The organism is Paraburkholderia sp. SG-MS1, from assembly GCF_012275575.1.
In the GTDB taxonomy this organism is placed as follows: Bacteria; Pseudomonadota; Gammaproteobacteria; order Burkholderiales; family Burkholderiaceae; genus Paraburkholderia.
On record NZ_NPIH01000182.1, the window covers coordinates 1 to 12,188 of the forward strand.

Annotated in this window: 11 protein-coding genes and 2 pseudogenes; 10 read left to right on the plus strand and 3 right to left on the minus strand. The window is 64.0% G+C overall.

What is annotated here, in order from left to right; genetic code table 11:
• Nucleotides 1-223: pseudogene (locus CIC12_RS14100) on the plus strand (ATP-dependent protease subunit HslV); the annotation flags it as partial.
• 9 nt (nt 224-232) lie between these two features.
• A complete protein-coding gene (gene hslU, locus CIC12_RS14105; RefSeq protein ID WP_168664716.1) occupies nt 233-1,579 on the plus strand; it encodes an ATP-dependent protease ATPase subunit HslU in 1,347 nt (448 codons plus the stop codon).
• A 140-nt stretch (nt 1,580-1,719) separates the two neighbouring features.
• On the opposite strand, the gene CIC12_RS14110 is transcribed toward hslU, so the two are convergent.
• Together CIC12_RS14110 and CIC12_RS14115 are read right to left on the minus strand one after the other, a co-directional pair.
• Nucleotides 1,720-2,262, minus strand: a complete 543-nt coding sequence (locus tag CIC12_RS14110) for a response regulator transcription factor (protein WP_121316273.1) — start codon at nt 2,260-2,262, stop codon at nt 1,720-1,722.
• Nucleotides 2,259-3,572, minus strand: a complete 1,314-nt coding sequence (locus CIC12_RS14115; RefSeq protein WP_168664717.1) for an ATP-binding protein — start codon at nt 3,570-3,572, stop codon at nt 2,259-2,261. The genes CIC12_RS14110 and CIC12_RS14115 overlap by 4 nt, the downstream gene beginning before the upstream one ends.
• A 128-nt stretch (nt 3,573-3,700) precedes the next feature.
• Between CIC12_RS14115 and CIC12_RS14120 the strand changes: the two genes are divergently transcribed.
• Nucleotides 3,701-5,362, plus strand: a complete 1,662-nt coding sequence (locus tag CIC12_RS14120) for a hypothetical protein (protein WP_168664718.1) — start codon at nt 3,701-3,703, stop codon at nt 5,360-5,362.
• A 29-nt stretch (nt 5,363-5,391) separates the two neighbouring features.
• On the opposite strand, the gene CIC12_RS14125 is transcribed toward CIC12_RS14120, so the two are convergent.
• On the minus strand, nt 5,392-5,616 hold the full coding sequence (locus tag CIC12_RS14125) for a cysteine-rich CWC family protein (RefSeq protein ID WP_168664719.1): 225 nt from the start codon (nt 5,614-5,616) through the stop codon (nt 5,392-5,394).
• Nucleotides 5,617-5,880: 264 nt separating this feature from the next.
• Between CIC12_RS14125 and argB the strand changes: the two genes are divergently transcribed.
• The 7 genes and pseudogenes from argB to CIC12_RS14160 all read left to right on the plus strand — a co-directional run.
• A complete protein-coding gene (gene argB / locus CIC12_RS14130; protein WP_007179687.1) occupies nt 5,881-6,780 on the plus strand; it encodes an acetylglutamate kinase in 900 nt (299 codons plus the stop codon).
• Between the two features lie 253 nt (nt 6,781-7,033).
• The gene (locus tag CIC12_RS14135) at nt 7,034-7,837 is read left to right on the plus strand and encodes a pyrimidine 5'-nucleotidase (RefSeq protein WP_168664720.1); all 804 of its coding nucleotides are present in this window, start codon (nt 7,034-7,036) and stop codon (nt 7,835-7,837) included.
• Nucleotides 7,804-8,511 (plus strand): nucleoid occlusion factor SlmA, encoded by a 708-nt coding sequence (slmA, locus tag CIC12_RS14140; RefSeq protein WP_168664721.1) that lies wholly within the window; start codon nt 7,804-7,806, stop codon nt 8,509-8,511. The genes CIC12_RS14135 and slmA overlap by 34 nt, the downstream gene beginning before the upstream one ends.
• Before the next feature lie 292 nt (nt 8,512-8,803).
• Nucleotides 8,804-9,949 (plus strand): homoserine O-succinyltransferase MetX, encoded by a 1,146-nt coding sequence (gene metX / locus CIC12_RS14145; RefSeq protein WP_168664722.1) that lies wholly within the window; start codon nt 8,804-8,806, stop codon nt 9,947-9,949.
• Entirely contained in the window at nt 9,946-10,554 is a 609-nt protein-coding gene (metW, locus tag CIC12_RS14150) for a methionine biosynthesis protein MetW (protein ID WP_121316265.1), read from the plus strand. Before metX ends, metW begins: the two co-directional genes overlap by 4 nt.
• A 14-nt stretch (nt 10,555-10,568) precedes the next feature.
• Nucleotides 10,569-11,963 (plus strand): AmpG family muropeptide MFS transporter, encoded by a 1,395-nt coding sequence (locus CIC12_RS14155; protein ID WP_168664723.1) that lies wholly within the window; start codon nt 10,569-10,571, stop codon nt 11,961-11,963.
• A pseudogene (locus CIC12_RS14160) lies at nt 11,960-12,188 on the plus strand (hypothetical protein); the annotation flags it as partial. The gene CIC12_RS14155 and the pseudogene CIC12_RS14160, both read left to right, overlap by 4 nt.

Below are 12,188 nucleotides of genomic sequence, written 5' to 3' on the forward strand. Positions count from 1 at the left end.
TGCGACCACCACCCTCGTCATCACCGGCAACGGCGACGTGCTCGATCCGGAAGGCGGCATCTGCGCGATCGGCTCGGGCGGCGCTTACGCGCAGGCCGCCGCAAAAGCGCTCGCCGACAACACCGAGCTGTCGCCCCGCGAAATCGTGGAGAAGTCGCTGGAGATTGCCGGCGACATGTGCATCTACACGAACCACAACCGCGTTATCGAGACGATCGAGTAAGGACCAACGATGAGCACAATGACCCCTGCCGAGATCGTCTCCGAACTCGACAAACACATCATCGGCCAAGGCCGCGCGAAAAAAGCCGTGGCCGTCGCACTGCGCAACCGCTGGCGCCGTCAGCAGGTCGAAGAGCCGCTACGCCAGGAAATTACGCCGAAGAACATTCTGATGATCGGACCGACCGGCGTCGGCAAGACCGAAATCGCGCGGCGTCTGGCGAAGCTCGCGGATGCGCCGTTCATCAAGATCGAAGCCACCAAGTTCACCGAAGTCGGTTACGTGGGTCGCGACGTCGACAGCATCGTGCGCGATCTGATCGAGATTTCGGTCAAGCAGACGCGCGAAACTGAAATGCGCAAAGTGCGGACCAAGGCCGGCGACCAGGCTGAAGACCGCATCCTCGACATCCTGCTGCCGAGCGCACGCCCGGTCGGTTTCGGTGCGAGTTCGAGCGCCGCCGACACCGTCGACGAAAGCGGCAGCACGCGTCAAACGTTCCGCAAGCGTCTGCGCGAAGGCCTGCTCGACGACAAGGAAATCGAACTCGACGTCGAACAGCCGCAAGCAGGCATGGACATCATGGGGCCGCCGGGCATGGAAGACATGACCGAGCAGATCCGTTCGATGTTCGCGAACATCGGCGGCGGCAAAAAGACGCGCCGCAAGATGAAGGTGAAGGAAGCGCTGAAGGTGCTTACCGACGAAGAAGCCGGCAAGATGCTCAACGATGAAGAGGTGAAAGCCAAGGCGGTGCAGAACGTCGAGCAGAACGGTATTGTGTTCCTCGACGAGATCGACAAGATTGCGTCGCGCAGTGAAGCCGGCGGCGGTGAAGTATCCCGCCAGGGTGTGCAGCGCGATCTGCTGCCGCTCGTCGAAGGCACGACGATCAACACCAAGTACGGGATGGTGAAGACCGATCACATTCTGTTTATCGCGAGCGGCGCATTTCATCTGGCCAAGCCGAGCGATCTGATTCCCGAACTGCAAGGCCGCTTTCCGATTCGCGTCGAACTCGACTCGCTGTCGGTGAACGATTTCGAATCGATCCTCGTGTCGACCGATGCGAGCCTCGTCAAGCAGTATCAGGCACTGCTCGCCACTGAAGACGTGCATCTCGAATTCGCCGACGACGGGATTCGGCGCTTGGCCGAGATCGCTTACTCGGTCAACGAAAAGACCGAGAACATCGGCGCGCGGCGTCTTTACACGGTCATCGAAAAACTGCTCGAAGAGGTGTCGTTCTCGGCGGGCAACCACTCGGGCAGAGCCGTGCAGATCGACGCGGCGTATGTCGATCGCGCGCTGAACGAAGTGGCGGAAGACGAAGATCTGTCGCGTTACGTGCTGTGATATCCGTGTCGATGCACAGGCTGCGTCAGGTTATTCACATTGCCTGACGCAGATCGAATCTGACGCACAAAAAAACGGGCTGCCTTATCGAAGGCAGCCCGTTTTCCTTTGTCACATGGCTTGCGTCGAAGCAGAACGACTTACTGTTTGACCGGCCGCTTCGCCAGCTTGCGCTGCAACGTTCGACGATGCATGTTCAACGCCCGCGCCGTGGCCGAAATATTGCCACCGTGTTCGGCGAGCACGCGCTGAATATGCTCCCACTCGAGACGCGCCACCGATAGCGGCGTCGGATGTTCGATCGCCTCTTCCGCTTGCAGCGCGCTCGCTTCGGTTTGCAGCGCCGATAAGATCGTCTCGACGTTGGCGGGCTTCGCGAGGTAGTTGTCCGCGCCGTCTTTCACCGCCTGCACCGCGGTGGCAATGCTCGCATAGCCGGTCAGCACCAGCATGCGCGCGTCGGGCTGCAGATCGCGTAACGGCGCGACGAGCGTCAGGCCCGAATCGTTGCCGAGATGCAGATCCACCGTGATCTGGCTGAACTTCTGCTGGTTCGCCAGCTTGATCGCCTCGTCCGCGTTGTGCGCTTCGCTCACCGTGTAACCGCGCCGCGTCAGACCGCGAGCGAGGATGCCGGAGAACACCTCATCGTCGTCAATCACCAGAAAATTCTTTTCGCTCATGCCTGTTTCTCCGTGTCGGATGGCGTGGCGCCTTGACGGCCCGCGCCGGAAAATTTGCGCCCGCTGGCGAGCGGAAGTTTCAGCACTGCACGCGTGCCGCGCGGCTTGATCGCGCTGACGTCGGTCAGCTCGATCGAACCCTTCAGACGCGACGCCGCCGAGAAGGCCAGATAAAGGCCGACACCGTGGCCGCCCTGCGTGCTGTCCACCGGCATCGCGCCAAGCGAGCCGCGCAATGCAGCCGGAATACCCGGCCCCGCGTCGCAGACTTCGAGCACGATTTTCTCGCCGCGCGGGTCGAGGGCGCACGAAAGCGTCACGTGATCGCGGCTCGCGCGCGCGGCGTTGTCGAGCAGGATCGTGAGGATCTGGCTGACGGCCACCGTGTCGTTGAGACTGACATCCGCGGGCGGTGCGCCGATCCGTTCGAACTTCACATGTGGATGACGCAGGCGCCATTGCTCGGCAAACGATTCCAGCCACTCGCCGACCGGCTGTCGATTGGTCGCCGTCGACGCGCGGCTGCGCAAGCGGGCCAGTGCGGACGTGCATAACGTCATCTGCTGTTCGAGCAGTTCGAGATCGGCACTGTACGGTGCTAGCCCTGTGTCGGTGCGTGCCGCGTCGCGTAATTCTTCGGACAACATCGCGATTGTAGACAGAGGCGTACCGATTTCGTGAGCGACGGTGGCGGCCTGCACGCCGAGCGCGACCGCGCGTTCGTCCTGCAGCAAGCGCTGCTGCGCTTCTCCGAGCGCTGCGTCACGTAGCCGCAGAGCTCGCGACATACGCGCGACGAACCATGCAATCAGCCCGACGCTGACCATGAAGTTGACCCACATGCCGGCGCGGTAGTAGTCGAAGAGGTTCGCGGGATTGTCGAGATTCAAGGGCACGGAATCGAAACCGAGCACCGCGTAGCAGGCCACGGCAAACGCCGCGAGCCATGCCATCAGTTGCCACGGCAATACCGCGGCGGCGATCGCGAGCGACGGCAGGTAGAGCGAAACGAACGGATTCGTGGTGCCGCCGGAGAGAAACAGCAACGCTGACAATGCGCCGAGATCGACCCAGATCTGGCCGAACAATTCCATGTTCGACTCCGGCCGTTGTTGCGAAACGCGCCACCACGTGAGCGCGTTGAACAGCACTTCGAGCGCGATCACGAGCAGCATCGCGGGCAGCGGCAGGGTCACGCCGATGAAGATCTGCACGAATGCGATCGTCACGAGCTGACCGATGATGGCGAGGCTGCGCAGCCAGAACAGATGGCCAAGATTGACCCGGCCGGTGTTGGTTATACGGTGCATCACTTTAGTCTACCCGTTCGGAATACTCCGACTTACTTTCAGCGGTGCCGCCGGTAACATATGGCTTTTGCGACAGCGTCGCATGGTCCGGTCTTTCGTCATCGGCGCCGGCGCCGCGCAACCGTTCCATGCCGCCTAACTCCCACCGCGAAGCCGACGCCTCATCAGCTTTCCTGAATTATTTGCGCGATGCTGCCGCAGCGAGGCAAAGCGGCAGCTCGGCAACGGAGGCTGGCTGTTTGGAGGCGGCGGCGCAACTGCATCCACTCGACGACGCTTCGCTTGCAGCACTCATCGCAAGCTTCTCCGAACAGCATCGTGAGCGCGACGCGATCGAGCTCGCCGCCATTATTGCTCAACTGGATCCGCATCGCGCTCTTACGCACTTTCGTCTCGGCTACGCGATGCAGATGGCCAATCTGCATCGCGAAGCCGTCGCCCCGTATCGCCGCGCGCTCGCCATCGAACCGACCTTGCCACAATTGCGCAACAATCTCGCCGCCGCGCTGATACTGAGCGGCGGGGACCTGGACGAACAACGGGCGTTGCTGGAAAGCGCGGTCCGCGACGAACCCGGCAATGGCGACGGCTGGATCAATCTCACGAATACGTATCGCTTGAGCATGGATCTGCCGCATGCGCTGGAAGCGGGGGCACGCGCCGTGCAATGCGCGCCGCACAGCCCGCTGTCGCATAACAACTATGCGCTGGCACTCCGCGAAGCGCAACGCTGGAGCGAAGCCGAACACGCCGCGACCACGGCCTGCGCGCTGGCGCCGCATGACGCCACGATGCGCGCCGGTCTCGGGATGCTGCAACTCGTGCGCGGCGACTACGCGAACGGCTGGCTGTCGCACGAGGCACGTTGGGACGGCTCGCAGGAACTCCGCGGCGGCCGTCCGCAGATGCCGGTACCCACCTGGCGTGGCGAACCGCTCGCCGGCAAGACTCTACTGGTGTGGGGCGAGCAGGGCATGGGCGACCTCCTGCAATTCTGCCGCTACATCCCGATGCTGGCCGAGCGTGTTCATCGCGAAGGCGGCCGACTGTCGTGGAATTCGTTTCCGCACATGGGCGCGCTGCTTGCGCGCAGCCTCGGCAGCCATGTGGACGAATACTCCGCCGGCGGAGGCGTCGAAACGCTACCGCCGTTCGACTATGAAATTCCGCTGCTCAGCCTGCCATTGATCTGCCAGACGCGCGAGGAAACGATTCCGGCTGCGTCGCCGTATCTGTTCGCGCAAGCGTCAGCGCGGGACTCGTGGCGCAAGCGGCTTGGAGGGGAATCGCGCCTCAAGGTCGGACTCGCGTGGACCGGCAGCCTTGGTCATCAGCGCAATCCGTTCCGGCGTGTCGGTTGGGAACGCTACGCGGCCCACTTCGCCGGCATGCAGGACGTGGCGTTCTACTCCCTGCAACCGGCCGCGGACGCCGACGTGACCGCCGCGCGAGCGGCCGGTCTGCCGATGACCGACTACACCGCCGAATTCGCGACTTTCGACGACACCGCCGCGTTCGTCAGCGAACTCGATCTGGTCATCACGGTGTGCACGTCCGTCGCGCATCTGAGCGGCGCGCTTGGCCAGCGCACGTGGGTGCTGCTCGACGTCAATCCGCACTGGGTCTGGCTGCTCGAACGCAACGGGAGCCCGTGGTATCCAAGCGCGACGCTGTACCGGCAACCGCGGTTCGGCGAATGGGAACAGCCGCTGGAAGCAGTCTTCCGCGACCTGCGCGCGTTGGCTGCCCAACATCGCGCGGCCTGGCTCAGCGGCGTTTCGCCAACGTAGCGTGGGCCTCGCCGCGTGCTACAGCCCGCTCAGGCCGAGCCGGCACCCGGTCCCGCGTGAGCCGCTTGCGCGATCTCGCCGGCCAGACACTCGGGACACAAACACGGGCGCGCCGGATCCAGTCTGTCCGCCGGTAATGACGGCATCTCGCGGCACCAGCACTCGAACGGCTGCGCATGCCTGCCGCAATCGAACGCATTACCGCAGCGCGGACAGCGCGGGCTGTTGGTCGAACGGGAAGCGGACGGTTTCATGACGGGGTGGGACGAGCGCCAAGGCATCGATCAGGAGATGATGCCACGACTGGCGGCCCCGCGTGAGTCGTCCATTCGGCCAATTCACGAACGTCACGTGAGCACGTTAAGCTTGATAGCCGAGCGAAGCCTGCGGCCTGCCGTTGCGCAGTGCGCAAAGCCCGCGCCGTCCGCGGGCCGCGCAGCTATCGAAAACCCTGTTGCAGCGCGCCAGTCCTGTACAATTCGCCCTGTTTTAACTGTTCCGTGCCTGAGCCTGCCGCCATGTCCGAGCTTCCCGACCTTTCGCAGATCGCGCCCACCCTGAAGGCCGAAATCCTGGCCGAGGCGCTGCCCTACATCCGCCAGTATCACGGCAAGACCGTGGTCATCAAATACGGCGGCAACGCCATGACCGAGGAGCGCCTGAAGCAGGGCTTCGCGCGCGACGTGATCCTGCTGAAGCTGGTCGGCATCAATCCGGTGATCGTTCACGGCGGCGGTCCGCAAATCGACCAGGCGCTGAAGAAGATCGGCAAACAGGGCACGTTCATTCAGGGCATGCGCGTCACCGACGAAGAGACGATGGAAGTCGTCGAATGGGTGCTCGGCGGCGAAGTGCAGCAGGACATCGTCACGCTGATCAATCACTTCGGCGGCCACGCGGTCGGCCTGACCGGCAAGGACGGCGGCCTGATCCACGCACGCAAGATGCTGATGCCTGATCGCGACAACCCCGGCCAGTACGTCGACATCGGCCAGGTGGGCGAAGTCGAGGCGATCAACCCGGCGGTCGTGAAGGCGCTGCAGGACGACGCGTTCATTCCGGTGATCTCGCCGATCGGCTTCGGCGAAGACGGCCTGTCGTACAACATCAACGCCGATCTGGTCGCCGGCAAGCTGGCGGTCGTGCTGAACGCCGAAAAACTCGTGATGATGACCAACATCCCGGGCGTGATGGACAAGGAAGGCAATCTGCTGACCGATCTGTCGGCTCGCGAAATCGACGGCCTGTTCGCCGACGGCACGATCTCCGGCGGCATGCTGCCAAAAATCTCGTCGGCGCTGGACGCGGCGAAGAGCGGCGTACGCTCGGTGCACATCATCGACGGCCGTATCGAACACTCGGTGCTGCTGGAGATTCTCACCGAACAGCCGTTCGGCACGATGATCCGCTCGCACTGATTCCCACGCATTGAGCCCCGCATCAAATCCGGCACACGCGGCGCGTCGCAACGGCGCGTCATGTGTGCCGTGCGGTTACGCTGCGAAGCCGGGCACGCTGCCCGGCCCATGCGCCGTGTCCGGCGCGCGCACCGGCCGCGAGCGCCCTCGTGGCGCACCAGCCAGCACTCCCTTCTCTCCCGCCACCCGCTTCGCGAACGCTCCACGTTCGCCGCGAGCAGCGACCGTCTGCGCCTGAACGGCGTTCTCCACCATGCGCACCCCCACTTCCCGCCGCCGTCGTCCGCATATCGCAGGCGGCAAGCCGGTCTGGCTGTTCGATCTCGACAACACGCTGCACCACGCCTCGCACGCCATCTTCCCGGCGATCAACCACGGCATGACGCAGTACATCATCGACGCGCTGCAGGTGGACATCGACGAAGCCAACCGTCTGCGCACCGGCTACACGCAGCGCTACGGCGCGGCGCTGCTCGGCCTGACGCGCCACCATCCGCTCGACGCGATCGACTTCCTGAAGGTCGTGCACACATTCCCCGATCTCGGCTCGATGATCCGTCACGAACGCGGCATTGCGCGCCTCGTCGCGGCGCTGCCGGGCCGCAAGATCGTGCTGACCAACGCGCCTGAAGCGTATGCGCGCGCGGTGCTGGCCGAACTGCGCATCGAACGTCTGTTCGAGCAGGTGATCGCCATCGAGCACATGCGCGATCGCCGCCTCTGGCGCGCCAAGCCCGATCACGCGATGTTGCGCAAGGCCATGCGCGACGCCCACGTCTCGCTCAAGGATGCGATCCTCGTCGAAGACACGCGCTCGCATCTGAAGAACTATCGGCGTCTCGGTATCCGCACGGTGTGGATCACCGGCCATCTGCCGCGCAAACCGCACGCGGACGGCGTGCCGACACGTCTGCCGGGCACCGGTCGGCCGCATTATGTCGACCGGTGCATTCGTTCGTTAAAATCGCTACGACTGGGCAGCCGCTCGGTTCGATGGAAGGGACAGCAGCCGGGACGACAGCCATGCAGCCGATCGACAAACCTGACGAAGCCTTAGCCGAACACGAAGCCACTGCGCCGGCCAATGCAGCGGCCGCCCAGCGCGCACAGCGTCTGAAGCCGGGCGAGCGCCGCGTGCACATTCTGCAGACGCTCGCTGCGATGCTGGAAGCGCCGAAAAGCGAAAAGATCACCACGGCGGCGCTCGCCGCCCGGCTCGGCGTGTCAGAAGCCGCGCTGTACCGCCATTTCGCCAGCAAGGCGCAAATGTTCGAAGGGCTGATCGAGTTCATCGAGCAAACGCTCTTTGGCCTCATCAACCAGATCGCCGACAAGGAAAGCAGCGGCGTGCTGCAAGCACGCGCCATCGCGTTGATGCTGCTCAGTTTCCCCGCGAAGAACCCCGGCATGACGCGCGTGCTGACGTGCGAGGCGCTGGTCGGCGAGCATGAACGGTTGACCGAGCGCGTCAACCAGATGCTGGAGCGCGTCGAGGCATCCCTAAAGCAGTGTTTGCGGCTGGCGCAGACGGAAGCGAACGCGCACGCGAGCGAAAGCACGAACGACGCCGCAGACACCGCCGTCCTGTTGCCTGCCGGCTACGATCCCGCGATCCGTGCGAGCCTGCTGTTGAGCTACATCATCGGTCGCTGGCATCGTTATGTGCGCAGCGGTTTCGCCCGCATGCCGGCCGAACACGCCGACGCACAACTGCTGCTGATCCTTCAGTGATCGGTGCGGCACGCACCCCGCGAGGGTGCGCCGGCGACGCTGTCGCGCGAAATTTTCCGCTATACTTTGCGCCTGAACGCGGCCCTTCGATGCAGCCGGGACCGCGATCCGGAACACCCTGAACACTCATCACGCGCCGATTTGCTGACTCGATTGCGGGCGCGCGAACCACTGGAATACTCCCGCGGTTCACTATAAATGCGGCTAAAGAGGTCGTCAGCCGCGCACACAGTCGTTCCTCCGTGCTTCGCCGACGCCATCTAGCCGCCCTGCTTTTTTAATGGCGGAATGAATGGAATCGATCGGTATCGTCGCCCCCCAAACAATGCATTTCAGCGAGCCACTGCAGTTGCAGAACGGCAGCTCGCTGGCCGGTTACGACCTGATGGTCGAGACCTACGGCACGCTCAACGCCGCGCGCAGCAATGCGGTGCTGGTATGTCACGCGCTCAACGCTTCGCACCACGTCGCGGGTGTCTATGCGGACAACCCGAAAGACGTCGGCTGGTGGGACAACATGGTCGGCCCGGGCAAACCGCTCGACACCGACAAGTTCTTCGTGATCGGCGTGAACAACCTCGGCTCGTGCTTCGGCTCGACCGGGCCGATGAGTATCGACCCGGCCACCGGCGTCCCATACGGCGCGACCTTTCCGGTCGTCACCGTCGAAGACTGGGTCAACGCCCAGGCGCGCGTGGCCGATCAGTTCGGCATCACGCGTTTCGCCGCGGTGATGGGCGGCAGCCTCGGCGGCATGCAGGCGCTCGCGTGGAGCATGATGTATCCGGAGCGCGTCGCGCATTGCATCGTGGTCGCGTCCACGCCGAAGTTGTCGGCGCAGAACATCGCGTTCAACGAGGTCGCGCGCTCGGCGATCCTGTCGGACCCGGACTTCCACGGCGGCAACTACTACGCGCACAACGTGAAACCGAAACGCGGCCTGCGCGTCGCGCGGATGATCGGCCACATCACGTATCTGTCGGACGACGACATGGCCGAGAAATTCGGCCGTTCGCTGCGCCGCGCGGAGGGCGCACTGGACGCGTACAACTTCAACTTCGACGTCGAGTTCGAAGTGGAGTCGTACCTGCGCTATCAGGGCGACAAGTTCGCCGACTACTTCGACGCGAACACGTATCTGCTGATCACGCGCGCGCTCGACTACTTCGATCCCGCCAAAGCTTTCGAAGGTGATCTGACCAAAGCGGTCGCGCACACCACGGCGAAATACCTGATTGCGAGCTTCACGACCGACTGGCGTTTCGCGCCAGCCCGCTCGCGCGAACTGGTGAAGGCGCTGCTCGACCACAAGCGCACGGTCACGTACGCGGAGATCGACGCGCCACACGGCCACGACGCCTTCCTGCTCGACGACGCGCGCTATCACAACGTGATGCGTGCCTACTACGAACGTATTGCGAACGAGGTGAACGCATGAACCAGCGAGCACTCGATTACCTGGCGCTGCGCCCGGACTTCCGCGCGATCGCCCGCTGGGTCGAACCGCGCGCCACGGTGCTGGATCTCGGCTGCGGCGACGGCTCGCTGCTGTCGCTGCTGACCGAAGAACTCGACGTGCAGGGATACGGCATCGAGATCAACGACGCGGGCGTGCTCGCGTCGACGCAAAACGGCGTCAACGTGATCCAGCAGAATCTCGAAGACGGCCTGCGCCTGTTCGAAGACGGCAGCTTCGACTTCGCGATTCTGTCGCAAACGCTGCAGACCATCCATCAGACCGCCGCGATCCTGCGCGAGACGGTGCGAGTGGGCAAGGAATGCATCGTGTCGTTTCCGAATTTCGGCTACTGGGCGCATCGGCTGTCGGTGCTGCAGGGGCGCATGCCGGTGTCGAAGTCGCTGCCTTATCAATGGCACAACACGCCGAACGTGCGCGTGCTGACGATCGAGGACTTCGAAGCGCTCGCGCCGGAAGTCGGCATCGAAATTCTTGATCGGGTCGTGCTGCACGACGGGCAGACCGTGCGCTGGGGCGTGAACTGGCGTGGTAGTCTTGCGGTCTATCGCGTCAAGAAAAGCTAACGCAAGTCATCCACATGTCGAACCCGCCGCACGAGGCGCCTGCACTTAACGCTCACGAAGAACATCCCGGCTGGCGCGCGTTCCTGAATACGCGCATGCTGATCTGCGTCTTTCTCGGCTTTACGTCAGGACTGCCGCTGTTCACGCTCGTCTATCTGGTGCAGGCATGGCTGCGCTCCGAAGGCGTCAATCTGAAGGAAATCGGCCTCTTTGCGCTGATCCAGTTTCCGTATACCTGGAAATTCATCTGGGCGCCGCTGATGGACCGCTACGTGCCGCGCTTCCCCGGCTGGCGTCCGGGCCGACGACGCGGCTGGATGCTCGTCACGCAGATCCTGGTGGCCGGCGCCATCGCGGCGCTAGGGTTCGTGTCGCCGCGCGATTCAATCTGGACGGTGGCGGCTTTAACGGCATTGGTCGCGTTTTTCGGCGCGAGCCAGGACATCGTGATCGACGCGTACCGGCGCGAGCTGTTGAGTGACACACAGCAGGGCCTCGGCAATGCCGTCCATGTGAACGCCTACAAGATCGCGGCGCTGGTACCCGGCTCGCTCGCGCTGATTCTGTCCGACCATTTGCCGTGGACCACCGTGTTCATCGTCACGGCGGCATTCATGCTGCCGGGCATGGTGATGACGCTGGTAGTCAGCGAGCCCGAAGTGCACGGCAAGCCGCCGAAGAACCTGCGCGAAGCGATCGTGCAGCCATTCCGGGAATTCATTCAGCGCGACGGCTGGCGCGGCGCGCTATTCGTGCTCGGCTTCATCTTTCTGTACAAGCTCGGCGACACGATGGCGACCACGCTGTCCACATCGTTCTTCCTCGACATCGGCTTCTCGCGCACGCAGATCGGTGTGATCGCGAAGACCACCGCGTTCGGCGCGAGTCTCGCGGGAGGCATTGTCGGCGGGATCTGGCTGATGAAGATCGGCATTGGCCGCGGCTTGTGGATCTTCGGCTTCCTGCAGATGGTGTCGACGCTCGGCTTCGCGTGGCTCGCGCATCTCGGTCCGGCATCGCCGGGGCTGGCCGGGATTTACGACATCGCCGTCTGGCTCAGCGAGGGGACGACGAAGCTGCTCGCGCTGGTGGGGATCGATTGGGCCGTGCAGTTCGAGCCGCGCTCGGTCGCGCTCGCACTGGTCTACGGCTTCGAAACCTTCACCACCGGTCTGACGATGGCGGCCTTCACCGCGTATATCGCCAGCACCACCGACCCGCGCTACACGGCCACGCAGTTCGCGCTCTTCACGAGCCTCGCGTCGGTGCCGCGCACGCTGGCATCGGCGGCGAGCGGTTATGTGGTCGCGCAGATCGGCTGGTTCGACTACTTCATCGCGTGCACGGTGCTGGCGTTGCCCGGCATGCTGCTGCTGGTGCGCATCGCGCCGTGGAGAACCCGCTCGTGAAGGCGCAACGCTCAACGCGTGCGCGGCGTTTGCGCGCGACTTGGGTTGCGTCGCTCAAAGCGGGGCGCACGGTACTGTATGCGGCCTGCGCGCTCGGCTGCGCAAGCGGCCTCGCGTTGACCATGCCGTCGGGCGCGTACGCGGCAAGCGCACCGGCGGCCGGCGCCAGCGCGGCCACAGCCGCCGCACCGGTCACCGCGGCGGGCCCGGCAATCGCGCCTACCG

What these genes read in the sequence shown, in the direction of transcription:
- CIC12_RS14135 (WP_168664720.1), top strand. Translation starts at nt 7,034, where the DNA reads ATGCGCACCCCCACTTCCCGCCGCCGTCGTCCGCATATCGCAGGCGGC.
- CIC12_RS14120 (WP_168664718.1), top strand. Translation starts at nt 3,701, where the DNA reads ATGCCGCCTAACTCCCACCGCGAAGCCGACGCCTCATCAGCTTTCCTG.
- metX (WP_168664722.1), top strand. Translation starts at nt 8,804, where the DNA reads ATGGAATCGATCGGTATCGTCGCCCCCCAAACAATGCATTTCAGCGAG.
- CIC12_RS14115 (WP_168664717.1), bottom strand. Translation starts at nt 3,572, where the DNA reads ATGCACCGTATAACCAACACCGGCCGGGTCAATCTTGGCCATCTGTTC.
- hslU (WP_168664716.1), top strand. Translation starts at nt 233, where the DNA reads ATGAGCACAATGACCCCTGCCGAGATCGTCTCCGAACTCGACAAACAC.
- slmA (WP_168664721.1), top strand. Translation starts at nt 7,804, where the DNA reads ATGCAGCCGATCGACAAACCTGACGAAGCCTTAGCCGAACACGAAGCC.
- CIC12_RS14155 (WP_168664723.1), top strand. Translation starts at nt 10,569, where the DNA reads ATGTCGAACCCGCCGCACGAGGCGCCTGCACTTAACGCTCACGAAGAA.
- CIC12_RS14110 (WP_121316273.1), bottom strand. Translation starts at nt 2,262, where the DNA reads ATGAGCGAAAAGAATTTTCTGGTGATTGACGACGATGAGGTGTTCTCC.
- metW (WP_121316265.1), top strand. Translation starts at nt 9,946, where the DNA reads ATGAACCAGCGAGCACTCGATTACCTGGCGCTGCGCCCGGACTTCCGC.
- argB (WP_007179687.1), top strand. Translation starts at nt 5,881, where the DNA reads ATGTCCGAGCTTCCCGACCTTTCGCAGATCGCGCCCACCCTGAAGGCC.
- CIC12_RS14125 (WP_168664719.1), bottom strand. Translation starts at nt 5,616, where the DNA reads ATGAAACCGTCCGCTTCCCGTTCGACCAACAGCCCGCGCTGTCCGCGC.